Annotated in this window: 24 protein-coding genes; 10 read left to right on the top strand and 14 right to left on the bottom strand. The window is 68.8% G+C overall.

Going from position 1 to position 22,194, the window contains the following annotated elements; translation table 11 throughout:
• Positions 1-53: 53 nt before the first annotated feature.
• The 3 genes from HY049_14410 to HY049_14400 all read right to left on the bottom strand — a co-directional run bounded on the left by HY049_14410 (position 54) and on the right by HY049_14400 (position 4,492).
• Entirely contained in the window at positions 54-2,255 is a 2,202-nt protein-coding gene (locus HY049_14410; protein ID MBI3450092.1) for an insulinase family protein, read from the bottom strand.
• An 8-nt stretch (positions 2,256-2,263) separates the two neighbouring features.
• Complete coding sequence (locus tag HY049_14405; GenBank protein MBI3450091.1) at positions 2,264-3,826, bottom strand: insulinase family protein; 1,563 nt, start codon at positions 3,824-3,826, stop codon at positions 2,264-2,266.
• A 66-nt stretch (positions 3,827-3,892) separates the two neighbouring features.
• Positions 3,893-4,492, bottom strand: a complete 600-nt coding sequence (locus HY049_14400; GenBank protein ID MBI3450090.1) for a hypothetical protein — start codon at positions 4,490-4,492, stop codon at positions 3,893-3,895.
• Positions 4,493-4,585: 93 nt separating this feature from the next.
• Between HY049_14400 and HY049_14395 the strand changes: the two genes are divergently transcribed.
• The 5 genes from HY049_14395 to cysK are packed head-to-tail and all read left to right on the top strand — an operon-like array spanning position 4,586 to position 7,475.
• Entirely contained in the window at positions 4,586-4,888 is a 303-nt protein-coding gene (locus HY049_14395) for a winged helix-turn-helix transcriptional regulator (GenBank protein MBI3450089.1), read from the top strand.
• A gap of 13 nt (positions 4,889-4,901) precedes the next feature.
• Entirely contained in the window at positions 4,902-5,693 is a 792-nt protein-coding gene (locus HY049_14390; GenBank protein ID MBI3450088.1) for a PhzF family phenazine biosynthesis protein, read from the top strand.
• A complete protein-coding gene (locus HY049_14385; GenBank protein MBI3450087.1) occupies positions 5,690-6,133 on the top strand; it encodes a RidA family protein in 444 nt (147 codons plus the stop codon). The genes HY049_14390 and HY049_14385 overlap by 4 nt, the downstream gene beginning before the upstream one ends.
• Positions 6,134-6,145: 12 nt before the next feature.
• Positions 6,146-6,517 carry a cupin domain-containing protein gene (locus HY049_14380; protein MBI3450086.1) on the top strand — a complete coding sequence of 124 codons (372 nt, stop codon included), beginning with the start codon at positions 6,146-6,148 and terminating at the stop codon, positions 6,515-6,517.
• A 28-nt stretch (positions 6,518-6,545) separates the two neighbouring features.
• Positions 6,546-7,475, top strand: coding sequence for a cysteine synthase A (gene cysK / locus HY049_14375; protein ID MBI3450085.1), 930 nt, complete (start codon positions 6,546-6,548; stop codon positions 7,473-7,475).
• A 15-nt stretch (positions 7,476-7,490) separates the two neighbouring features.
• Here the strand turns inward: cysK and HY049_14370 are convergent, their stop codons facing one another.
• Complete coding sequence (locus tag HY049_14370) at positions 7,491-8,207, bottom strand: hypothetical protein (protein MBI3450084.1); 717 nt, start codon at positions 8,205-8,207, stop codon at positions 7,491-7,493.
• 132 nt (positions 8,208-8,339) lie between these two features.
• Here HY049_14370 and HY049_14365 point away from each other — a divergent pair, with 132 nt between their 5' ends.
• Genes HY049_14365 through HY049_14350 form a run of 4 tightly spaced genes read left to right on the top strand, consistent with a single transcriptional unit; the run spans position 8,340 to position 12,329 of the window.
• Positions 8,340-10,421 (top strand): S46 family peptidase, encoded by a 2,082-nt coding sequence (locus HY049_14365; protein MBI3450083.1) that lies wholly within the window; start codon positions 8,340-8,342, stop codon positions 10,419-10,421.
• Between the two features lie 41 nt (positions 10,422-10,462).
• The gene (locus HY049_14360) at positions 10,463-10,702 is read left to right on the top strand and encodes a hypothetical protein (GenBank protein ID MBI3450082.1); all 240 of its coding nucleotides are present in this window, start codon (positions 10,463-10,465) and stop codon (positions 10,700-10,702) included.
• Positions 10,699-11,277 carry a cysteine dioxygenase family protein gene (locus HY049_14355; protein ID MBI3450081.1) on the top strand — a complete coding sequence of 193 codons (579 nt, stop codon included), beginning with the start codon at positions 10,699-10,701 and terminating at the stop codon, positions 11,275-11,277. The genes HY049_14360 and HY049_14355 overlap by 4 nt, the downstream gene beginning before the upstream one ends.
• Complete coding sequence (locus HY049_14350; protein MBI3450080.1) at positions 11,274-12,329, top strand: putative sulfate exporter family transporter; 1,056 nt, start codon at positions 11,274-11,276, stop codon at positions 12,327-12,329. Before HY049_14355 ends, HY049_14350 begins: the two co-directional genes overlap by 4 nt.
• 16 nt (positions 12,330-12,345) lie before the next feature.
• Here HY049_14350 and HY049_14345 read toward each other — a convergent pair whose 3' ends face one another.
• From HY049_14345 to chrA, 8 genes are all read right to left on the bottom strand, one after another.
• Positions 12,346-12,864 (bottom strand): DUF1697 domain-containing protein, encoded by a 519-nt coding sequence (locus HY049_14345; protein MBI3450079.1) that lies wholly within the window; start codon positions 12,862-12,864, stop codon positions 12,346-12,348.
• A gap of 3 nt (positions 12,865-12,867) precedes the next feature.
• Positions 12,868-13,248 carry a VOC family protein gene (locus tag HY049_14340; protein MBI3450078.1) on the bottom strand — a complete coding sequence of 127 codons (381 nt, stop codon included), beginning with the start codon at positions 13,246-13,248 and terminating at the stop codon, positions 12,868-12,870.
• A gap of 56 nt (positions 13,249-13,304) precedes the next feature.
• Positions 13,305-13,736, bottom strand: a complete 432-nt coding sequence (locus tag HY049_14335) for a VOC family protein (GenBank protein MBI3450077.1) — start codon at positions 13,734-13,736, stop codon at positions 13,305-13,307.
• Positions 13,733-14,761, bottom strand: coding sequence for an alpha/beta hydrolase (locus HY049_14330; GenBank protein ID MBI3450076.1), 1,029 nt, complete (start codon positions 14,759-14,761; stop codon positions 13,733-13,735). Before HY049_14330 ends, HY049_14335 begins: the two co-directional genes overlap by 4 nt.
• Before the next feature lie 134 nt (positions 14,762-14,895).
• Positions 14,896-15,609 (bottom strand): response regulator transcription factor, encoded by a 714-nt coding sequence (locus HY049_14325; protein MBI3450075.1) that lies wholly within the window; start codon positions 15,607-15,609, stop codon positions 14,896-14,898.
• Positions 15,537-16,661 carry a histidine kinase gene (locus HY049_14320; protein ID MBI3450074.1) on the bottom strand — a complete coding sequence of 375 codons (1,125 nt, stop codon included), beginning with the start codon at positions 16,659-16,661 and terminating at the stop codon, positions 15,537-15,539. The genes HY049_14325 and HY049_14320 overlap by 73 nt, the downstream gene beginning before the upstream one ends.
• Positions 16,661-17,422: a glycosyltransferase gene (locus tag HY049_14315; GenBank protein ID MBI3450073.1), complete on the bottom strand. Its 762-nt coding sequence runs from the start codon at positions 17,420-17,422 to the stop codon at positions 16,661-16,663. Before HY049_14315 ends, HY049_14320 begins: the two co-directional genes overlap by 1 nt.
• 55 nt (positions 17,423-17,477) lie before the next feature.
• Positions 17,478-18,800 (bottom strand): chromate efflux transporter, encoded by a 1,323-nt coding sequence (chrA, locus tag HY049_14310; GenBank protein MBI3450072.1) that lies wholly within the window; start codon positions 18,798-18,800, stop codon positions 17,478-17,480.
• A 17-nt stretch (positions 18,801-18,817) separates the two neighbouring features.
• On the opposite strand from chrA, the gene HY049_14305 reads away from it, so the two are divergent.
• The gene (locus HY049_14305) at positions 18,818-19,174 is read left to right on the top strand and encodes a hypothetical protein (protein MBI3450071.1); all 357 of its coding nucleotides are present in this window, start codon (positions 18,818-18,820) and stop codon (positions 19,172-19,174) included.
• Here the strand turns inward: HY049_14305 and HY049_14300 are convergent.
• Together HY049_14300 and HY049_14295 are read right to left on the bottom strand one after the other, a co-directional pair.
• Positions 19,171-20,250, bottom strand: coding sequence for a 2-oxoacid:ferredoxin oxidoreductase subunit beta (locus HY049_14300; protein MBI3450070.1), 1,080 nt, complete (start codon positions 20,248-20,250; stop codon positions 19,171-19,173). The two genes, HY049_14305 and HY049_14300, sit on opposite strands and share 4 nt — an antisense overlap.
• Positions 20,247-22,109, bottom strand: coding sequence for a 2-oxoacid:acceptor oxidoreductase subunit alpha (locus HY049_14295; protein ID MBI3450069.1), 1,863 nt, complete (start codon positions 22,107-22,109; stop codon positions 20,247-20,249). Before HY049_14295 ends, HY049_14300 begins: the two co-directional genes overlap by 4 nt.
• Positions 22,110-22,194: the final 85 nt, after the last annotated feature.

Below are 22,194 nucleotides of genomic sequence, written 5' to 3'. Positions count from 1 at the left end.
GGGACGAGTCCGGGGGCGGAGCGCTCCGCCCCCGGACGGACTTCAGATCGCGATCAGTTCCCGCCGCTCGGCGACGCCGCGCCGGCGGGCTTCGTGAACTGGGAGTCGTCCACGGTGACGTTCACCGAGATCTCCTCGGCGGTCGTCGAGGAGAGCGGCTCTCCGTCGACGGTGATCTTCGTGACGTACGGGAAGGGAATCCCCGACACGTCGCGGTAGTCGGAGTACGAGGCGAGAAGATCGGCGGGGGCGCCGCCGGGCCCGGGGCCCTTCGACGCGGCCCGCAGGACGCGGCCCGTCACCGGATCGAGGAAGAGCCGGATCGTCTCCCCCTCGTACGTGACGTTGAGGAGATCGGCCTTCACCGAGTCGACGTCCGCGGTGCCGCCGAACTTCGCCGAGAAGGTCGGCTCCGCCCGGTGGCGGAAAAGGAGGAGCGGGCTCCGCTTGAGCGCCTTCAGCATCTCGGCGCGCTGGGAGTCGGGCAGCTGCCGCACCCCCATGGGCCCGCTCATGAAAGCGTCTCCCGGCGTCGCCACCAACGTCACCGGGCCCATCGGCGTCGTCATCTCCTGGCGCACCTTGTCGGGATAGACGAAGGTGCGCGTCCCCTTCAGGTTCATCTCCCCCCGGGGGGTGCTCACGTTCGACTGCTCGACGATGCGGAGGCTCTTGATGGCGTCCACCTTCTCGGCGCCGCCCAGCGCCCCGACCGCCTTCGTGACGAGCGCCGCCCCCTTCGAGGCCGCCTCGGCGTCGCTGACCCCGGGGGCCGCTGCGACGGCGGTTCCCGCCGAGGAAGACTCGGGGATGGCGATGTCGAGATCGGCGATCTTGCCGTACGACTCGAGGGGCTTGTCGAGACCGTCCTTCTTCCCGACGACGAGGATCGCGAGATCGCTCTTGTGGACGTACTGCTTCGCCACGCGCGCCACGTCGGGCGTCGTGACCTTCTCGATGTTCTCCTTGAACCTTGCCAGGAAATCGCGCGGGTAGCCGTAGTACTCGTACGTGAGCTGCTGGCGCATGACCTTGGCGCGCGAGTCGTAATTGAAGATGAACGAGTTGAGGATCGACTGCTTCGCCTTCGTGACCTCGTCCTCGGTGGCGGGGCGGTTCACGATGCCGTCCACCTCCTCGAGCAGGGCGTCGATCGCGGCGCCGGTCGTCTCGGTCTTCGTCGTCACCCACACGTTGAAGGTGCCGGGGTGGTCGAACTCACCGTCCATCGAGCCCCGCACGGCGTAGGCGAGACCCTTCTTGGTGCGGACGTTCGTGAAGAGCCGCGACGCGAATGAGCCGGAGAGGACCTCGTTCATCACTTCGATGGCGAACAGGTCGGGGTTGTCCTGGCGGACGCCGAGGTGCCCCATGATGACGTCGGACTGCGTCATGTCGCTCTTCACGACCCGGTAGTACCCGGGCTTCGGCGCCTTCTGGTAGGCGGCCTCGGGGTCCTTGAACTCGGGGCCCTTCGCCCAGTCGCCGAAGACCCTCTCGAGCTGCGCCTTCATTTCCTTCGAGTCGAAGTCGCCCGTCACGCCGATCAGGAGCCGGTTCGGCATGTAGTACTTCGCGTGGAAGGCCTTCAGATCCGCCTGGGAGATCGCCGAGATCGTGGCGTACTCTGGGTTCCGGGCGTACGGGCTGTCCGGCCCGTACACGAGGCGGTTCCCCTCGCGGAACATGATCCCCATCGGGTTGTCGTTGCGCCGCGAGATGGCGCTCATCGCCTGGTTCTTCGCGACCTTCAGCTTCGCCTCGTCGAACGACGGGGCGCGGAGGACGTCGGCGAAGAGCTGCACGACGTCCGGGAAATCGCCCTTGAGGCACGAGGCGGAGGCGGAGCCCGCCTCGTTCGAGATGGACGTCTCGATGCGCGCGCCGCGCGCGTCGAGCCAGTCGTCGATCTCGTCGCCGGATTTCCCCTTCGCGCCTCCGGTGCGCATGACGGTGCCGGTGATCCCGGCGAGGCCCGTCCTGTCGGCCGGCTCGAGCTTGCCGCCGGTGTGAACCCGGGCGGTGACGTCGATGAGCGGCAGCTCGTGATCCTCGAAGAGCATCACGACGACCCCGTTCTTCATGACGTAGCGCTCGGGGCTCGGGATGGCGAACGACTTGAGGGCCGGCGACTTGATCTGCTTCCAGTCGGTGGCCTGGGCGAGCGCGCCGGGCGTCGCGGCCAGGAAAGCCGCCGCCGCGGCGAGCAGCCCGGCCGCGAGGACGATCTTCTTCGTGGTGTGCATCGTCGTCATGTTCGCTCCTACTCCCCGGCCGGCGCCGGCCTGGAGGCCGCGCTGCCCGTCGTCTCGATGATGCCGACCGTCCGGTTCGTCTCGAGGAAGGTCGTGTTCGCCACCCTCTTGATGTCGGCCTTGGTGACCTTGTCGAGCCGGTCGACGCCCCGGAACAGCTCGCGCCAATCGCCGGAGAGCGCCTGGTTCTGGCTGAGGTTCTGCGCCAGCCCACCGTTGCTCGCGAGGCTCCGGATCAGATCGGCCTTGGCGCGGGCCTTGACCATCGCGAGCTCGGCGTCGCTGACGTCCTCCTTGCGGAGCCTGTCGAGCTCGCCGTGGATCGCGTCGCGCACCTCGTCGGTCGTGTGGCCCTTCGCCGGGAAGGCGAAGACGGCGAAGAGGCTCGGGTACTTCCCGTCCGGGAATCCGGGGAAAGCCTGGATGACTGACGCGATCTGCTTGTCCCTCACGAGGCCGCGGTACAGGCGCGACGTGCGCCCGCCGCCCAGGATCGTCGCCATCGCGTCGTACACCTCGTCGTCGGGATTGTTGACGCCGGGGATGTGGTAGCCCTCCAGGTAGACGGGCTGCGCCGGGTCCTTGAGCCGGACCATCCTCTCGCCGTTCTGCGGCGGCTCGACGGTGCGGACGGGAGGGGGCTGCTCCCCCTTCGGAATCCTGCCGAAGTACTTCTCGATCATGGGGATCACTTCGGCGGCCTTCACGTCGCCGACGATCGCGGTCGTGATGTTCGCCGGCACGTAGTACTTCTTGTAGAAGGCCTCGGCGTCCGTGAGCGAGAAGGCGTTCAGATCGCTCATGTAGCCGACGACGGGCATGCCGTACGGGTGCGCGATGTAGGCCGCGGCCAGGAACTGCTCGAAGAGGCGCCCGACCGGCTGGCTCTCGGTGCGCATGCGCCGCTCCTCCTTGACGACGTCGCGCTCCTTGTAGAACTCGCGGAACACCGGCCTCATGAAACGATCCGACTCGAGGTACGCCCACAGCTCGAGCTTGTTCGCCGGGAGGGAGTAGAAGTAGACGGTCGAGTCGTTGCTCGTGCCGGCGTTGAGTCCCACGCCGCCCTGCGTGTCGATGATCTCGTCGAACTCGTTCTTCACGACGAACTTCTCGGCCTCGTCCTGAGCGTCGTTCCAGGACTTCTCGAGATCCTTGAGCTTCGCGGCATCGGGTTTCGCGCTCCGGCGCTCGGTGTCGTAGGCCCTGTAGGTCGTCTCGATCTTCGCGAGAGCGACCTTCTCCTTCTCGAAATCACTCGTCCCGATCTTCTCGGTCCCCTTGAACGCCATGTGCTCGAACATGTGCGCGATGCCGGTGATCCCCGGCACCTCCTGGGCGCTGCCGACGTCGACGTACGTCGCGAAGGTGAAGACCGGGGCGACGGGCCGCTCGACGATGATGAAGGTCCATCCGTTGGCCAGCGTGTGAACCGTCACGTTCTTCTCGAACTCGCCGAGGCTCTGCGCCTCGGCGGGGGCGGGGGCGGCGAAGAGCAGCGCGAGGGCCAGGAGCCCGAGCGCCGTCCCGGCGACCGCGCGCCCGGGGATCCTGCGTGGAGCGATGTGCATCACGTCACCTCTTGGAGGACGAGTTTGTGGCGGGGCGGGACCGTGATCCGGAAGGGGCCATTATACCTACGGGAGGGCCCGCGCGACGATCTCCATCCGCTCGAGGACCTGGCGGACGCGCGAAGGGTCGAGATCCCCGTCGCCGTAGCGGACATGCTCTGCGACGAGCAGCTCCCCTTCGAACGCGAGGCGATCGACGGCGAGATCGAGAAGCAGCGACGCGACGGCCGCCTTGGGCTCGGCCGCGGACATGAGGCGGACGAGCGCGTCGGGCTCCTTCGACGAAAAGACGAGCTTCGCGTCGAGTACCGGATCGCCGATCTCGACGTCGCTCATGAGGTGGAGCCGCTTCGCGAGCTTCGTGCCGAGGTCCTCCCGACGGATGTCGAAGGCCACGGATTCCGGGCACGCGAGGCGGATGGCGAACCGGGGTGGCCGGTTCTTCCCACCCGGCGTCAGCCGGAACGACGCCTCGCGATCGCGGAAGCGCCCGCTGAGGGTCGGCGCGAGGACACCGGAGATCTCCGCCTGGCCGCCGTCGAGCGCCTGCTCGAGGGGGGCGATCTTCCCGCGGAGCCTGATGCGCAGGAGGACGAGGATCGCGGCCATCAGGACGAGGCCGGGGACGAGGAAGAGGGCGGGTTGGACCCACGACGGCTCGGTCATCGCCGCCAGACTAGGGCCCGCGGGAGCCGCCGGTCAACGGAACGGCCCGCCCGGCCCTTGACAAGAACTTAGCCATGTGGCAAATTAGCCAATATGCTAAGTGCCTACGTCATCAAAGCCCTCTCGAACGAGAGGCGCCTCCAGATTCTCAACTGGCTCAAGGCGCCCCGATCGCACTTCGAGCCCCAGGTCTACGGAGATCTTGTTCGGGACGGCGTCTGCGGCCTTCGCATCGCCGAGAAGCTCGGCGTGAGCCAGCCGACGGCCAGCGAGCACCTCAGGATCCTCGTGCACGCGGGGCTCCTGAAGGGGAAGAGAATCCGGCAGTGGACGTTCTACCGCCGGGAGGAAAAACGCATCGCCGAGGTGAAGCGCCAGTTTCGCTCGGCGTGGTGAGAAAGGAGGGGACATGTCGACACCCATCGTTCAGATCGATGCCTTCACGGCCGCGCCCTTCGCCGGCAACCCCGCGGGGGTCTGCATCCTCGCGCGCGAGCGCGACGTCGCGTGGATGCAGCACGTCGCGCGCGAGATGAACCTCGCGGAGACGGCCTTCGTGATCCCGCAGAGCCGGGGCTTCGGCCTCCGCTGGTTCACGCCGACGGTCGAAATGGAGCTCTGCGGCCACGCGACGCTCGCCGCCGCCCACGCCCTGTGGGAGGGGGGCCACCTGCCGCGCACCGAGCAGGCGCGGTTCGAGACGAAGAGCGGCCTCCTCACGGCGGACCTCAAGGGGGAGTGGATCGAGATGAACTTCCCCGCGACGCCGGCCGCCGAGGTGGATCCTCCCGCGAAGCTCCTCGAATCGCTGCGCGCGCCCGCACGCCATGTGGCCAAGAGCCGCTTCGACTACCTCGTCGAGCTCGAGAGCGAGGAGGCGGTTCGCGCGCTCGATCCCGACATTCGCGGGTTCGCCCACCTCCCCGCCCGCGGCGTCATCGTCACGAGCCGCTCGGCGACCCCCGACTTCGACTTCGTCTCGCGCTTCTTCGCCCCCGCCGCCGGCGTCGATGAGGACCCCGTCACGGGATCGGCACACTCCTGTCTGGCGCCTTTCTGGGGCGCGCGCCTCGGCAAATCGAAGATGACGGCGCGGCAGCTCTCCTCGCGCGGCGGCGTCCTCAAGGTCGAGCTCGCCTCAGACCGCGTCCTCATCTCCGGGCAGGCGGTCACGGTGATGCGCGCGGAGATCCTCGCATGAAGAGCCTCGACGCACTGGGAATCACGCTCCCTCCGCCGACCGCCTCCGTCGGCTCGTACCTCGCCGCCGTCCGATCGGGACCTCTCGTCTTCCTCTCCGGCCACATCGCGAAGAAGAACGGCGCTCCCTGGGCCGGGAAGGTCGGCGCCGAGGTCTCGAGAGAGGAAGCGACCGCCGCGGCCCGGAGCGTCGCCATCGATCTCCTGGGCACGCTTCGGGGAGCGGTCGAGGACCTCGGCCGGGTCCGCCGCCTCGTTAAGCTGACCGTCCTCGTGAACGGCGCCCCCGGCTTCGCCGAGCACCACCTCGTCGCGAACGGCGCCACCGATCTCCTCGTCGAGGTCTTCGGAGCTTCGGCCGCTCCCGTGCGCACGTCGTACGGCGCGCAGCTCCCGCTGAACGCCTGCGTCGAGATCGATCTCATCGCCGAAGTCGACTGAACGGGAGGAAGCATGGCCGAGACACGTCCGTACGTCTTCAACCTGGAGCCGAAGTACGAGGCGCTCGAGCTCGTCGACGTCCCCGCCGTCGTCGCGGCGTGCCGCGGAGACTGGACTAACCAGGCCCTCTGCCGCGTCAACGAGTCGCTCGTGAGGGTCGCCGTCGTCCAGGGCGAGTTCCACTGGCACCACCACGACCGCGAGGACGAGCTCTTCTACGTCGTGGAGGGGCGTCTCCTCGTCGATCTCGAGGGACGGACCGTGGAGCTGGCCGCGGGCCACGGCTTCACCGTGCCGAAGGGGGTCGAGCACCGCACGCGCGCCCCCCAGCGGACCGCCGTCCTCATCGTGTCTAAGGAAGGGGCGCTCCCCGCAGGGAATTGACGGCGGGCGTCGCGAGAATGGAGGGCCGATGATCCCCGGCGATCTCACCGAAACCGTCGGGCGCACGCCGATGGTCGAGCTCCGGCGCGTCGCCGCCGGGCTCCCCGGCCGCGTTCTCGCGAAGCTGGAGATGCGGAATCCCTGCGGCAGCGTGAAGGACCGCCTCGGGATCGCCCTCATCGAGGACGCCGAAAGGCGAGGCGTCCTCAGGCCGGGCGGGACGATCGTCGAGGCGACGGGCGGAAACACAGGCATCGGCCTCGCCTTCGCCGCCGCGATCCGCGGGTACCGCCTGATCCTCACGATGCCCGCGTCGATGTCCACGGAGCGCGTCGCCCTGCTCCGGCACCTCGGCGCCGAGGTGATCCTCACCCCCGGCATCCTCATGACCGACGCAATCGAGCGCGCGCGGCAGATCGCCCGCGAGACGCCAGGGGCCGTCCTTCTCGATCAGTTCCGGAACCCCGCGAACCCCGAGGTCCACCGCCGCACGACCGGCACCGAGATCTGGGGCGACACCGGCGGATTGGTGGACGTGTTCGTGTCGGCCGTCGGCACAGGGGGAACGATCACCGGCGTCGGTGAGGTGCTGAAAGCGCGCAAGCCGTCGGTCCGCGTCGTCGCCGTCGAGCCGGCCGGCGCCGCCGTCCTGTCGGGGCGCCCCGCGGGCCAGCACAGGATGCCGGGGATCGGCATCGGCTTCATCCCCGAGGTCCTCAATCGCGCCATCCTCGACGAGGTGATCGTGGTCGAGGACGACGAGGCGTTCGACGGCGCGAGGCGCCTCGCGCGCGAGGAGGGGATCCTCGCCGGCATCTCCTCGGGGGCCGCGCTCCACGCCGCCCTGGCGGTCGCCGCGCGACCGGAGTCGGCCGGCGCGACAATCGTGGTGCTCCTCGCCGACACCGGCGAGCGCTACATCACGACCTCGCTCTTCGCGCCCTCCGAAGGCCGATAGGGTCCCGATCCACCGTCAGCGGATCGTGAGGCTCGAGAAATACCCGTCGGTGTCCAGGCCGGTCCAGAGCGCGATGGCGCCGGAGGTCTCGCCCTGCTTCAGGTCGCTCACGATCAGCACCGGCTGATCGGAGCCGTTGACGAAGAGCTTCGCCTTCACCCCCTCGACGACGATCTTCATCCTCGTCCAGGCGCCCGCCTCGAGATCGACGTACGACTCGTAGATGCCGGGTGCGTCCTTCCGCAGCAGCTCCCACGGAAACCCCGGCTCCGAGATGTACTGCGTCGAGTGGTTGCGGCGGAGCTGATCGTCGGCGCGCCCGTTCGTGGGCCTGAGGTAGAAGCACTCGTACTTCGAGCCGTCGGGCTTGACCCTGAAGGCGACGCCGATGAACCCGCGCGCCCCCTCCGCCGCCCCCTCGCGCGGGGCGCCGGCCACCTCGATCTCGATCGTCCCGTCCTTGAACTCGGTTTCCGGGAGGATGACGAGAGCCCCGCCTCCCCGGCTGGATCCCTCGACGGGCTTGTCGAGGAGATGGATCGCGCGGCGCCCCTTGTAGCTGGCGATCTCCGGCTTCACGTTGAAGGCCTTGACCCCTTCGACCGAGTCGAGGGGGAGGGAGCGCGGCGCCCGCGCCACGGCCGGTGCCGCCGGGGACGCCGGGGACGCCGCCTGGGATGAAAGACCGGCGAGGAGCGACAGAGTGACCGCGATCAGCCTCAGACAGCGCATGGTGAAACCTCCCGGTTTCCCCTACGCCGCCCGACCCTCCCGGTTTCGCCCGACGGTAGACGCCCGCGTCGCCCGCGGGGCACAATGGACCGTCCATTCCCCACAGTCCGAACCGACGGAGACCTCATTCCCATGACACGACGCCTCCCGACTGCCGCCCTGACCGCCGCGCTGGCCCTCGCTCTCGCCTCCCTCGCCGCCACCCGCCCCGCCGTCGCCGACGAGGGGATGTGGACGTTCGACAACTTTCCGAAGGCCGCGGTCAAAGATAGGTACGGGGTCGACGTCACCGACGAGTTCCTGAAGCACCTGCGCCTCGCGTCGCTGCGCCTCCCGGGGTGCACCGGGTCTTTCGTGTCGGGAAGCGGGCTCCTCCTGACGAACTACCACTGCGCCGTCGACTGCGCGAAGGATCTCTCGACCGGATCGAAGGACTACGAGGCGGACGGCTTCCTCGCGAAGTCGCAGGGGAAGGAGGAGGTCTGCCAGGGGATGGAGGTGAACCAGCTCGTCGCCACCTCCGACGTGACCGACAGGATCAAGGGGGCCACGAGCGGGCTCGAGGGAGCCGACTTCATCAAGGCGCAGCGCGCCGCGATGAGCGGGATCGAGAAGGAGTGCTCGTCGGACAAGACCTACCGCTGCGACACGGTCTCCCTCTACCACGGCGGCCTCTATCACCTTTACAAGTACAGGACCTACCGCGACGTGAGGCTGGTCTTCGTCCCCGAGCACGACGTCGCCTTCTTCGGCGGCGACCCCGATAATTTCAACTTCCCGCGCTACAACCTCGACATGGCGCTCCTGCGCGTCTACGACGACGGCAAGCCGCTGAAGACCGACGACCACTTCACCTGGAGCGCGACGGGGCCGAAGGAAGGGGACGCGATCTTCGTCCCCGGCAACCCCGGCGGCACCGACCGGCTCCTGACCGTCGCGCAGCTCGAGTATCAGCGCGACGTCTCGTACCCGATCTCCCTCCAGCGGAGCGCCGAGCTGCGCGGCATCCTGGAGCAGTTCGGCAAGCTCGGCCCCGAGCAGAAGAGGATCAGCCAGGACGAGCTCCTCTTCCTCGAGAACGGGATCAAGGTGCAGCGCGGCGAGCTCGCCGCCCTTCTCGATCGGCGCGCCTTCGCCGAGAAGGCGAAGGCCGAGAAGGCGCTCCGCGATCGGATCGCCGCGGACCCCGCGAAGCAGGCGAAGTACGGCGCGGCGTGGGACGAGATCTCGAAGGCGGAGGAGACGAAGGCCGCGCTTCGCAAGCAGATGAGCTATGAGGAGCGAGGCTCCGGCTTCGCCTCCGAGCTGTACGGGGCCGCCCGCATCCTCGTCCGCGGCGCCGCCGAGCGCGCGAAGCCCAGCGCCGAGAGGTTCCGCGAGTTCCGCGACTCGGCCATTGCCGGCATCGAGCAGCGCCTCTTCTCGACCGCGCCGTACCACCGGGACCTGGATCAGGTCACGTTCGAGTTCTCCCTCTCGAAGCTCCGCGAGGACCTGGGCGCCGACGACCCGTTCGTGAAGAAGGTCCTCGGGAAGCAATCCCCCGAGGAGATGGCGGCGGCCACCGTCGGCAAGAGCAAGCTCGACGACGTGGAGCTGCGGAAGAAGCTGTGGGAGGGGGGGGCGAAGGCGGTCGAGGCGTCGGACGATCCGATGATCCAGCTCGTCCGCCTCGTGGACGCCGACGGCCGCGCCATCCGGAAGACGTACGAGGACCAGGTGGACGCCCCGGAGAGGAAGAGCTCGGAGCTGGTGGCCCAGGCGATCTTCGAGGACCAGGGGACCAAGACCTACCCCGACGCGACCTTCACGCCGCGCGTGACGTTCGGGACGGTCAAGGGATGGGAGGAGGATCGCAAGACAATCACCCCCTTCACGACCTTCGCCGGCCTCTTCGATCGCGCGACGGGGCGGTTCCCGTACATCCTCCCGAAGAGCTGGCTCGACGCGAAGAAAGATTTGAAGCTCGACACGCCGTTCAACTTCTCGAACGACACCGACATCGTCGGGGGGAACTCGGGGAGCCCGGCGGTCAACAGGAACGGGGAGATCGTCGGGCTCCTCTTCGACGGAAACATCCACTCGATCGGCGGGAACTACTGGTTCGATCCGAAGCTGAACCGCGCGGTGGCGGTGGACAGCCGGGGGATCCTCGAGGCGCTCCGCGTGGTCTACGGCGCGGATAGGGTGGTGGAGGAGATCCGGGGGAAGTAAGGTAGTGGCTGGTCTTTCGCGGGGAAAGGGGACGTTTCCGGATGACGGTGGAGATTGCGCGACGGAGCCTGGTGGAGGCGGGATACCGCGTCAAGAAGGAGGCGCGGCTCGACAACAACACCGGGACGCAGATCCGCCTCGACGGGGGAGCGCTCGTGAACGTCTTCGACAACGGCAACTACTCGTGCCAGGGGAAGAAGGGGCCGATCGTGGAGGCGATCCTCGATCGGGCGACTCTCGCCGCTCCGAACCCCCCGACCGAGAGGATCACGCCTGCATGAAGCCCGAAGCGCGCGCTGACGCGCAGGTCGCCAGCTTCGTCGCCGAGCTCGACGCGGCGGTTGGCGCGGACGGTGATCGAAACCGCATAACGAACGCCGTCAAGAGCGTCCTCATCAAGGACTGCGGCGTGCTCGACTCCCTCCCCGCCCGGTACCTCGTCCCCTCGAACCACCGCTACGCCCGGCGCCTCCTCCACAAAGACCCCGCCGACCGGTTCACCATCGTCGTCATGGTCTGGGATCCCGGGCAGGGAACTCCCATCCACGATCACTGCGGCATGTGGTGCGTCGAGTGCGTCGTCCTCGGGAAGATCCGCGTCACGCAGTACGACATGGTCCCCTTCACGCACGGGCCGCTGGTCGAGTTCCGTGAGGCGGGCTGCGTCACGGCGGGGTTCGGCGAGGCGGGCGCGCTGATCCCCCCGTTCGACTATCATAAGATCGAGAACGCCTTTGCGAACAAGGCCGCCACGATCCACGTCTACGGCGGCGAGATGCTGTCGTGCACCGCCTTCCACCCCGAGGGAGGGCGCTACCGCTACGAGTACTGCGACCTCTCGTACACCGCCGGGTGACCTCCCTGCCGCGCCGCGCCGACATCGTCCCGGGGCTGATCCTCACGCTCGTCGTCGCCGCGATCGCGCGCCTCGCGCACGGAATGCTGCCGAAAGAGATCGGCGACCCCGTCGGCGAGGTGATCGTGGCGGTCCTTCTCGGGCTCGTCGTCGGCAACCTGGTTCCCCTGCCGAAGGGCCTCGCGTCCGGGATCAAGTTCTCGTTCCACACGCTCCTCCGCGTGGCGATCGTCCTTCTCGGCGCGCGCTTCTCGTTCCAGCAGGTGGCGGCGATCGGCGGCAAGGCCCTGATCATGATCGTGGTGCTCATGTCGCTGGCCCTCGCCGTCTCGCACGGCCTCGGGCGCCTCGCCGGGATCTCGGGGCGCCTCGCCAGCCTCATCGGCGTCGGCACGGCGGTGTGCGGGAACTCCGCGATCACCGCGACCGCCCCGGTGATCCACGCCAGCGACGAGGAGGTCTCGTTCGCGGTGGCGACGAACACCCTCTTCGGAACCCTCGCCGTCTTCGTCTACCCGATCCTCGGCCATTTCCTGGGCTTCCCCGACGCCGTCTTCGGCACCTGGGCCGGAACCGCGGTGAACGACACGTCGCAGGTCGTCGCGACGGGGTTCGCCTACAGCGAGGCGGCCGGAAAGGTCGCGACGGCGGTGAAGCTCACGCGGAACGCGCTCATGGGGGGCGTCATCGTGCTGATGGGCCTTCTCCACTCGCGCGAGCGCGCCGGCGAGGGGCCGAGGGCGAGCTTCGGCCAGCGGCTCAAGCAATCGGTGCCGCTCTTCGTGGTGGTCTTCCTGGGAATGGCGGTTCTGAACTCGTTCGGCGTCTTCGCGGCGCTTTCGACGGCGACGGGGCGGGATCTGCAGAACGACATGAAGACGGCGTCGGGGTTCCTGATCCTCGTCGCCCTGACGGGGGTGGGGCTGGGGACGCGCCTCGCCTCGCTCCGGAAGATCGGCCTCGCGCCGCTCTACATCGGGTTCGCGACGGCGGCGGCGACGTCGCTCGCGAGCCTCCTCCTCATCAAGCTCCTCGGCCCCGCGGGGGGTTGAGCCCGGTTCCCGAGGACTACTTCAGGAGCTCGCAGACAGCGGCGATTGTGTCCCAGCCGCGGGTCGTCGCCGGGATGCCGAGCGCCTTCTCGACCACCGCGTTCGGATAGAAGAGCTTCCCCTCGGTGCGGCGCAGGAGGCTGAGAGCGAAGCGGCCGGCGAGCGCGACGACCTTGACCTGCCACGCGCCCGCGGCCGGCGCGACGATCGGAAGCCTGGGGTCCTCCGCCGGCTCTCGCGCGAGGACGGTGACGAAGCGGCGGACATCCTTCCCGGCCGCCGCGTCCTTGAAACCCGAGGCGAAGAGCTCGAGGACCTCGCGGTCGCTGCAGATCATCATCTCGGTCTCGACGGGCAGCTTCGAGAGGAACGCCTTCCGGACGGCCGCCTGGCTCGCGCGCTTGCGGACGACGAAGGTGCCGGCGGCGCCGAGGCTGGCCACGTCGAGATCCGCGAGGTCGCGCGCGAGGAGGCTGGGCTTGAAGACGCCGTGGCCTCCGACGTTGACGGCTCTGAGGAAGACGACGGAGGCCATGGCCTACTTCTTGAGCGGCTCCGCGAACGACACGGCAAGGCCGTCGGGGTCGATGCAGACCGCGAGGCGGATCCCCTCCGCCTCCTGCGTCGTCGGCGGGATGACGAAGCGCGCGCCGCGCTTCTGGAGGTCTGCGACCGTCGTGTCGAGGTTCGTCACGGAGAAGCCGATCGAGCAGCTCCCGGCGCAGGGCGCCTTCTGCGTGGCGCCGCCGCCCGTGGCGACCTCCGCGAGGTGGAGCGCCAGCGTGGAGGCGCCGGTGTTGAACTCGGTCCACCCCGGCGATTCAAACTTCAACGGAAAGCCGATCGTGTCGCGGTAGAAGGCGACCGAGCGGCGCATGTCGGACACGTTCACCATGATGTAGTCGACCTTGCTGAACATCGCGTGATCTCCATGGATTCGGAACGCCGGGTGCGGATCGTCGGTCGCACGATACATCACGAGCGCTTCGGCGACTCTCCCCAGTGCTCGCCCGGGAGGTACGTGCCGAAGTACCACTCGTGCCCTTCGGGATCCTTCGCCATGTAGCCGCGCGAGCCGTACTCCTCGTCCTTCAGCTCCTGCGTGATGAGCGCCCCCGCCGCCTTCGCCCTGGCGAGGTGAGCGTCGGGATTGTCGACCCGAACGCACAGCGCCTGGTGGAGCCCCGAGAGACCTCGAGGGCTGATCCGCCCGGCATCGATCCTGGCCGAACCCACCATGATCACCCCCGGCCCGAGCGAGAGCTCGGAGTGCCTGACCGTTCCGCCCGGTCCCGGCACGACGAGCCGCTTCGTGAATCCGAACGCGCGGCAGAGCCACTCGATCGCCGCGGGAGCGTCGTCGTAGAAAATCGACGGGTAGATGTTCGACGGAATGGCCTTCGTCATGGATTTCCCCCCAGGAACTCGCCGACGGCCGAATCCAGCTTATCAGGCTGATCGAACCAGAGACAGGCGCGGGATTCGGGAATCGTGACGAACCGGAGTCTCGAGCTCGAGGGCCGTGTCCCCTCCCAGCTCGCGTGGGTGAACGCGTACATGTAGTTGTTGCGCGGGTCGTCGGTCCGGTTCTCGACACCCGGCTCGACGATCAGAGTGGGGCTCGCCAGCTTGTCGAGCTCGAGCGCGACATCCTGCGAGTAAAACTCGAGGAGGTAGCGCACCCACACGTGAAGCGGAGGGCGGGCCGCCTGGCGCCACAGGCGCAGGCCGCGCACCGGGTTCACGGCGTAGTCCCCGGGGAGGAAGTTGTTGTCGTCCCAGGTCTCGCGCGTCACCGTCTTGAACCACTTCGGCCCCATGTAGCGATCCTGCGCGGCCACGCGCTGCGCGAGAGGCGGGTAGGCGGGCAGGTACGTCGTGTCGGTGGGGACGAAGCGTGCCGAGCCCGCGAGGACGATGACGGCGCGCGTCGCCTCCGGGTGCTTCATGGCGTAGCGCAACGCCAGCTGCGTGCCCGTCAGCCAGTGACCCACGACGATCGGGCGCTCGATCCTCTCGCGCTTGACCAGTTCCTCGATCGCCTGAAGCGCCCCGTCCGTCCACGTCTGGTCGCCGAAGCTCACGCTCGAGGCGGGGCTCGGCGGCGCGGCGGTGCCGCCGAAGCCGGGGAGCGTCACGGCGTACATGCGGTAGCGGCCCTTCCATCGGTCCATCAGCTCGTCGAAGACCTCGCCGCCGAAGCCGAGGCCGGGGATCAGGATCACGGGCTGGGCCCCGGTCCCCACCTGCTTCACCGCGCCGAGAGTTCCGAGCGGGGCGGTCCGGTATCCCGGCGGATCGACGAGGTCGTCCAGCGCCGGGTCCTGCACCATGATCTGGATGCACTTGTCCTCGCCGAACGCGAGGCCGAGAGAGAGAAAGAGGGCCGCCGCCGCGGCAACCACGGGGAGACCAAAGAGCCATTTCGTCACCGTCGTCCTCCTCGAGTGAGCGCGTTCAGACAACGACCTTCCTACGCATCGGAGTGGGGCGCAAGAACCAATCGATGAGCGGGCGGGAGGAACGGCGAGCGAGCCGTCCGGAGCGTCGGACCGCGGTCTGCGCGTCAGCGGACCAGTCGGCGCAGCCTCTCGGAGGCCGAGCGGCTCGCCAGAATCTCCACCCCGCCTCGCAGCCGGATCGTGAACCGGCGATCGTCGTACGGTGTCAGCCGTTCGACCGCGTCGAGGTTTACGATGTGCGAGCGATGAACCTGGCAGAAGGTCTCGGGGTCGAGGCGCGACGCCAGCTCGCCGAGGGTGATGTGGAGCAGGTGACGCCCCGACCCGGAGTCGACCTCGACGTAGTCGCCGCTCGCCTTGATGTGCCGTATGGACCGGACGTCGATCGGCACGATCCCCGACGACGTGCGCGCGAAGAGGCGGCGCCACGGTTTCCCGAATGCCTCGCGCGCGCGCTCGGCGGCCGGCACCGGGCTCTCCACGAGGCGCCGGCGCACGCGCTCGAGCGCCGTCTGGAAGCGCTGCCGGCCGAAGGGCTTGAGGAGGTAGTCGAGCGCCCCCGCCTCGAAGGCGGCCAGGGCGAAACGATCGTACGCCGTCGTGAAGACGACCTCGGGAGCGTGCCGGATCCGCGCGAGCACCTCGAGCCCGGACAGCTCGGGGAGCTCGACGTCGAGGAAGATCAGATCCGGCTCGAGGCGATCGATGAGCCTCACCGCCTCGGCGCCGTCCCCCGCCTCGCCGATCACGGCGAGCCACTCGACGCCGGCCGCGTACTCGCGCAGGCTCCGGCGCGCGTGCGGCTCGTCCTCGACCACCACGGCCCTCCCGGCGTCGCGCGGAGGTCGAGCGCGGCCCGGCCATCGTAGAGGGCGGCGAGGCGATCGCGGAGCAGCTTCAGGCCGACGCCCAGGCTTGCTTCGGCCGGAGCTGCGGGGGCCCCTGCCCCTTCATCCTGCACCTCGACCGTGAGCCTCCCGTCGACCTGGTGAGCCCGGATCGAGAGGCTTCCCCCGTCGGCGCGCGGGGCGATCGCGTGCCGGATCGCGTTCTCGGCGAGCGTCTGCAGCGCAAAGCTCGGCACGAGGCGATCGAGCGTGCCGGCGCCGGCGTCGAAGGTCGTGCGCAGGCGATCCCCGAGCCGGAGACGCTCGAGGTCGAGGTAGGCCTGGACGAAAGCCCACTCCTCGCGCAGCGTCACCTCGTCGAGCCCCTCGCGCTGGACCCTCAGGGAGTAGCGCAGGAGATCGCCGAGGCGCTCGATCGCCTGCTCCGCCACCGCCGGCTCGCGGCGCACGAGGCCGACGAGCGCGTGGAGGGTGTTCAGGATGAAGTGAGGGTTGAGCTGGCTCCGCATCGCCTCGAGCTCGGCGCGGGCCCTCAGCACCTCCGCGCGGCCGGCGCGCGCGGCCTGCGCGCGGCTCTCTGCGGCGTGGTGCCAGGCGTACGAGACGCCCGCGAGGGCGGCGTAGACCAGCATGTCGTTGAGAGATCGCCACAGCGCGATCCGGGGATCGACGGACAGGTTGAGCGCCTCCCCGAAGGCGAGCTGGTCGGCCCCCAGGAGGAGCAGCCACCCTGCGGCGGAGGCGACGGTGAAGGCCGCCAGGAGCCCGAGGTGCCTGATGAAGAAACCCGACCGCGAGCCCTCGGGCCACGGAAGCCGGGATGCGACCCGGAGGACGATCAATCCCAGGAGGGCGTCGGGCAGGAGATTGGCGAGAGCGTTCCGCAGCGCCAGGCCCAATGGGATGCCGCCGGTGACGAACGCCGCGAGGAAGACCGTCAGGAACGGGAGCCACGCGGCGGCGTACATCCACCGCCCACCCGCCCGCAGCCACGGCCCGATGTCTTTCTGCGGCTCGCTCATCACCGCTCGGGGCGGTACCAGTACTCGTCGACGAAGGCGGCGATCTTCTTCGGGCGGAAGACGAGCAGGAGACCGCGCCACAGCATCGGGAAGTAGTGCCACTCGCCGTACTTGTCGAACTTCCGCATCGACGCGACCGTCTTCCACCGCGGCACGCGGACGAGACGGGCGCCGCGCCTGCGGCCGTGCTGCCTCAGCCGCCAGAGCATCATCACGTCCTCGGCGACGAGCATCGACTCATCGTAGCCGCCGACGGCGTCGTAGTCCTCCCGCCTCATGAAGACGACGCCCGTGTCGAAGCGCGTGAGCCAGAGGATCGGCGTCGCGACCGCGAAGGTGACCGCGATCCCGGTGGACCATCTCTCGGGCCGGCACCCGGTGCTTCCCGCGACCCACCGCGGCGAGGCGAGCGTCTCCTCGACGCCGAGGAACGTGTCGGGGTGAAGCGTCATGTCGGCATCGACGAAGGCGAGGATTGAGCCGCGGGCGGCTCGCGCGCCGCCGTTCCTCGACGCCGCGATGGCGCGCTTCTCGACGGGCGCCACGACGCACCCCCTCGACGCCGCGAGCGCCGCGGTGCCGTCGGTCGAGCCGTTGTCGGCGACGACGATCTCGATGGCCCGCGCCCTCGACGCGTCCCCCCTCGCGTACACGGCGCGCGCCGCCTCGGCCGAATCGAGGAGCCGCGGGAGGTACCTCGCCTCGTTGAAGGCGGGGATGACGAGGGAGATTCGGGGGCGGAGATCGGTCGGCTCAGCCAAGACGCCTCGACTTTCGTCCTGCTTCTGCATGCTGCACAACTTCAAAGTGTGTTTATTAAGTGTGCAGCAGGGCTCCCATAAGCAGCCCGGCCGCGGCGCTGCCCAGAACGACGGGGATGATACCCCAGCGGAATCGATGCATCCCGGCGAAGACCACGACGGCGACGGCGAGGGTGAACAGATCGAGATGGGCGAGGCCGATCGTATCCGGGCTCCCGAAGAGGGCGTGGAGGCCGAGCCACACCGCGAGGTTCAGGATGACGCCGACGACGCACGCGGTGATCGCCGTGAGGACGGCGTTCAGCCGCGCGTGACCGCGCAGGCGTTCGATGTATGGCGCGCCGAGGAAGATCCACAGGAAGCACGGCGCGAAGGTGGCCCAGAGCGTCACCGCCGCGCCGAGCGTGGCGGCGACGAGCGGGCTCAGATCCCCCGGATTCCTGTACGCGCCGAGAAACCCGACGAACTCGGCGACGAGGATCAGCGGCCCCGGCGTCGTCTCGGCGAGGCCCAGTCCATCGAGCATCTGCCCCGGCACCAGCCACCCGTAGTGATCGACCGCCGCCTGGCCGACGTACGGGAGGACGGCGTAGGCGCCGCCGAAGGTCACCATCGCAGCTTTGCTGAAGAAGACGGCCTCGGCCGTGAGGACGTCGCCGGGGCCGCGCCAGAGAGCGACCCCGGCCAGCGGCCCCCACCAGAGGAGGAGCCCGGCGGCGAGGACCTTGACTGCCCGCCATCGCGAGGGAGACGCCGCGGGACCCGCGCGGAGATGCGTCTCGCGCTCCGCGTTCTCCGGCGATCTGAAGACCTCCGGCCGGAGCCGTCCTCCCGCCCAGCCGATGAGCCCCCCGCAAAGCACGATGGCCGGGAAGGGAACGTGGAAGAAAAAAATCGCGACGAAGGCCGCCGCCGCGAGCGCGACGAGGGCGGGATGCCGGAGCGCTCTCGTCCCGATGCGGATCACGGCGGCGACGACGATGGCGAGGACCGCGGCGCGCAGGCCGTGGAATATCGCTCCGACCCACGCCAGCGCTCCGTGCGCTGCGTAGACCCACGAGAGGGCGAGCATGACGAGGGCGCCGGGGACGACGAAGAGCCCTCCGGCGACGAGGCCGCCCCAGGTCCGGTGAAGGAGCCAGCCCACGTAGATGGCGAGCTGCTGCGCCTCGGGGCCGGGAAGGAGCATGCAGTAGTTCAGGGCGTGGAGGAACCGCTCGTTGCTGATCCACTTCCGGCGCTGGACCAGCTCCTGGTGCATCACGGCGATCTGCCCCGCCGGGCCGCCGAACGAGATGAAGCCGAGGCGCAGCCAGAAGAGAAGGGCCTCCTTGAACGCAACGCGCGACGCGCGCGGTGGCGGTTGTTCGCTCACGATGTCAGAATGCCGGTCCCATGAGCGACCCCATCATCTCGCCGAAAGAGCTGAAGTCCATCCTCGACTCCGGAGCGAAGATTCTCCTCCTCGACGTGCGCCAGCCGGAGGAAGTGCAGGCGGCGGCGATCGGCGGCGCGACGAACATCCCGATGGGCGAGGTCCCGTACCGGATGGACGAGCTCGACAAGGGCGCCTCCATCGTCGTGTACTGCCACCACGGCATGAGGAGCCAGCAGATCACGCAGCTCCTGAGAATGCGCGGGTTCTCCGACGTGAGGAACCTCACGGGCGGGATCGACGCCTGGTCCGTCGAGATCGACCGGAAGACGCCGCGCTACGAGTACGACGGCCGGCGCCTTCGCGTCCTCGGCTAGCCGCCGATCTCCACGATCGTCCCGTCCTCGCCGATCTGCCAGACGTCGCCTCGCCGCAGCAGCGCCGCGAGATCGGCCTTCGGCTTCGCCTTCCGGGCGGTGTCGATCTGCCCCCACACGCGATCCTCGAACGTGGGCACCTCGATCGCGCGGAAGACGCCGATCGCCGCAGGGTAGTCGGGGGGCTCGAGATGGCCGAGGGCGTAGGCGAGCCCCGGGTCCTGCGCCGTCTCGTCGTGCTTCATCAGCGACGACTCGTCGATGCCGTCTCCAAAGGCCACGACCTCCAGCTTCCCGTCGCCCGCGCGCCGCCTCAGCCCCTTCCGGGCGTTCTTCGCGCCGAAGACGAGCGGCTCGCCGTGCCGCAGCGTGAGGTTCGCCGTCTCGCGGACCTCGCGCTCCGTCAGGTCGTTGAAGGCGCCGTCGTTGAAGATGTTGCAGTTCTGGTAGATCTCGACGAACGCCGAGCCGCGGTGCTGGGCCGCGCGCAGGAGCGTTTCCTGCAGGTGGTCCTTGTAGACGTCGACGCTCCGCGCGACGAAGGTCGCCTCGGAGGCGAGCGCCAGGGCGATGGGGTTGAAGGGACGCTCGACCGTCCCGAGCGGCGAGCTGGCCGTCTTCTTCCCGATCTCCGACGTCGGGGAGGCCTGCCCCTTCGTGAGGCCGTAGATCCGGTTGTTGAAGAGAAGGATCTTGAGATCCGTGTTGCGGCGCATCGCGTGGATGAGGTGGTTGCCGCCGATCGACAGGCCGTCGCCGTCCCCCGTCACGACCCACACGTGAAGATCGGGGCGCGAGGCCTTGAGCCCCGTCGCGATCGCGGGCGCGCGGCCGTGGATCCCGTGGAACCCGAAGGTGTCCATGTAGTACGGGAAGCGGCTCGAGCAGCCGATGCCGCTCACCACGACGAAGTCCTCCTTCTTGAGGCCGAGCTTCGGGAAGACCGCTGCGACGGCGTTCAGGATGGCGTAGTCGCCGCACCCCGGACACCAGCGGACCTCTTGATCGGAGCGGAAATCGTCGGCTTTCAGCGGGGCGGGCGCCCCGGGCTCGGTGACGGCGGTCGGCACGGTCATACCTCCAGGAGCTGATCGATTTTGTCGGCGATCTCGGCGTTCTTGAACGACTTCCCTTCCACCTTGTGGAACCCCGTAGGCTCGATGAGGAACTCCATCCGGATGAGCTTCTCGAGCTGGCCCATGTTCATCTCGGGGATGAGGATCCTCTCGAACTTGCGCAGGACCTCACCGAGATTCGCGGGGAACGGATTGAGGTGACGGAGATGAACCCAGGAGACCTGCTTCCCCTCCGAGCGCTTGCGCCTCACCGCGCCGGCGATCGGCCCCCGCGTGCTCCCCCAGCCCAGGACGAGGAGCCTCCCGCTCGGCGGGCCGTCGACGACCACGGGGGGGATGTCGTGCGCGATGCGCCGGATCTTTTCGGCCCGGAGGTCAGTCATCTTCTGGTGGTTGTCCGGGTCGTAGCAGATGTCGCCGGTGACGTCCTCCTTCTCGAGGCCGCCGATGCGGTGCTCGAGGCCGGGGACGCCGGGAACGGCCCACGGCCGCGCGAGCGTGATCGGATCGCGCTCGTAAGGGTGGAACTTGCCGGCGACCGGCTTGTCGACGAGGCGCGTGCCGATCCTCGGGATGTCCTTCTCGTCGGGAAGCTTCCACGGCTCGCTCGCGTTGGCGAGGTAGCCGTCCGACAGCAGCATGACCGGCACCATGTACTTGAGGGCGATGCGGGCCGCCTCGACGGCCGTGTCGAAGCAATCCCCCGGCGTGGAGGAGGCCACGATCGGCATCGGCGCCTCGCCGTGGCGCCCGAACATCGCCTGCATCAGATCGGCCTGCTCCACCTTCGTGGGCATCCCGGTGCTCGGGCCGGCGCGCTGGACGTTGACGAGGATCATCGGCAGCTCGGTCATCACGCCGAGGCCGAGCGCCTCTCCCTTGAGCGAGACGCCGGGGCCGGCGGTCGAGGTCACGGCGAGCGCCCCGCCGAAGGCGGCGCCGAGGCACGACGTGATCGCCGCGATCTCGTCCTCGGCCTGGAAGGTGACGATGCCGTACTCTTTGTAGCGCGCCAGCTCGTGGAGGATCGTGCTCGCGGGGGTGATCGGGTAGCCGCCGAAGAAGAGCGGGCGCCCCGACCGGAGCGACGCGGCGACGAGCCCGAGGGCCAGCGCCGAGTTGCCCATGACGTTGCGGTAGATGCCGGCGGGGAACGGCGCGGCCTCGACCCTGTAGACGATCTGGAACGCCTCGGTCGCCTCGCCGTACGCGCGCCCCGCCTTGAGGGCGGTCCGGTTCGCCTCCGCCAGCTCCTGCTTCTTGAGGTTGCGCTCGATCCACCGGAGCGTGATGTCGTCCGATCTCTGGTACAGGTGGTAGAGGAGCCCGAGGACGAAGAAGTTCTTGCACCGATCCATGTCGCGCGTGCCGAGCTTCAGATGCCGGAGCGCCTTGCGCGTGAGCTCGGTGACCGGGATCGCGAAGGTGCGGTAACCCTCGAGCGAGCCGTCCTCGAGCGGGTTCGTCTTGTACCCCGCCTTCTCGAAGTTCTTGCTGTTGAAGGCGTCGAGGTTGCAGATGAGGATGCCGCCCTTCCGGAGGTCGGCCAGGTTGGTCTTGAGCCCCGCCGGATTGAAGGCGACGAGGACGTCCGCGGCGTCGCCGGCGGTGTGAATGTCGAAGGACGAGAACGACATCTGGAAGCCGCTCACCCCGGGCAGCGTCCCTGCGGGCGCCCGGATTTCGGCCGGGAAGTCGGGGAGCGTCGCCAGGTCGTTGCCCAGAACCGCGGCCGTCGAGGTGAACTGGTTGCCCGTGAGCTGGATGCCGTCCCCCGAGTCGCCCGCCATCCGCACGACCACGCGGTCGATCGACTGGACCTTCCGGGGTGTCGCGGTCTCTAACGTCTCCGTCGCCATCAGGATCCTCTCAGGTCGCTCGCATCGGGACACACCGCAAGCCGGGAGGCGCAAGGGGGTGTCGTGAAGGACGTGTGATTCGGTT

The sequence above is a fragment of the Acidobacteriota bacterium genome, from assembly GCA_016195325.1.
Lineage (GTDB): Bacteria > Acidobacteriota > Polarisedimenticolia > JACPZX01 > JACPZX01 > JACPZX01.
Note: the sequence above shows the minus strand (reverse complement) of the source record. Positions and strands in the feature narration are given on the sequence as shown.

Bases quoted from the DNA above. Each gene is read 5' to 3' on its own strand.
- HY049_14360 (MBI3450082.1), top strand. From the start codon at position 10,463: ATGACGGTGGAGATTGCGCGACGGAGCCTGGTGGAGGCGGGATACCGC.
- HY049_14355 (MBI3450081.1), top strand. From the start codon at position 10,699: ATGAAGCCCGAAGCGCGCGCTGACGCGCAGGTCGCCAGCTTCGTCGCC.
- HY049_14410 (MBI3450092.1), bottom strand. From the start codon at position 2,255: ATGACGACGATGCACACCACGAAGAAGATCGTCCTCGCGGCCGGGCTG.
- cysK (MBI3450085.1), top strand. From the start codon at position 6,546: ATGATCCCCGGCGATCTCACCGAAACCGTCGGGCGCACGCCGATGGTC.
- HY049_14340 (MBI3450078.1), bottom strand. From the start codon at position 13,248: ATGTTCAGCAAGGTCGACTACATCATGGTGAACGTGTCCGACATGCGC.
- HY049_14300 (MBI3450070.1), bottom strand. From the start codon at position 20,250: ATGACCGTGCCGACCGCCGTCACCGAGCCCGGGGCGCCCGCCCCGCTG.
- HY049_14395 (MBI3450089.1), top strand. From the start codon at position 4,586: ATGCTAAGTGCCTACGTCATCAAAGCCCTCTCGAACGAGAGGCGCCTC.
- HY049_14335 (MBI3450077.1), bottom strand. From the start codon at position 13,736: ATGACGAAGGCCATTCCGTCGAACATCTACCCGTCGATTTTCTACGAC.
- HY049_14405 (MBI3450091.1), bottom strand. From the start codon at position 3,826: ATGCACATCGCTCCACGCAGGATCCCCGGGCGCGCGGTCGCCGGGACG.
- HY049_14345 (MBI3450079.1), bottom strand. From the start codon at position 12,864: ATGGCCTCCGTCGTCTTCCTCAGAGCCGTCAACGTCGGAGGCCACGGC.
- HY049_14320 (MBI3450074.1), bottom strand. From the start codon at position 16,661: ATGAGCGAGCCGCAGAAAGACATCGGGCCGTGGCTGCGGGCGGGTGGG.
- HY049_14385 (MBI3450087.1), top strand. From the start codon at position 5,690: ATGAAGAGCCTCGACGCACTGGGAATCACGCTCCCTCCGCCGACCGCC.
- HY049_14380 (MBI3450086.1), top strand. From the start codon at position 6,146: ATGGCCGAGACACGTCCGTACGTCTTCAACCTGGAGCCGAAGTACGAG.
- HY049_14390 (MBI3450088.1), top strand. From the start codon at position 4,902: ATGTCGACACCCATCGTTCAGATCGATGCCTTCACGGCCGCGCCCTTC.
- HY049_14370 (MBI3450084.1), bottom strand. From the start codon at position 8,207: ATGCGCTGTCTGAGGCTGATCGCGGTCACTCTGTCGCTCCTCGCCGGT.
- HY049_14305 (MBI3450071.1), top strand. From the start codon at position 18,818: ATGAGCGACCCCATCATCTCGCCGAAAGAGCTGAAGTCCATCCTCGAC.
- HY049_14365 (MBI3450083.1), top strand. From the start codon at position 8,340: ATGACACGACGCCTCCCGACTGCCGCCCTGACCGCCGCGCTGGCCCTC.
- HY049_14295 (MBI3450069.1), bottom strand. From the start codon at position 22,109: ATGGCGACGGAGACGTTAGAGACCGCGACACCCCGGAAGGTCCAGTCG.
- HY049_14400 (MBI3450090.1), bottom strand. From the start codon at position 4,492: ATGACCGAGCCGTCGTGGGTCCAACCCGCCCTCTTCCTCGTCCCCGGC.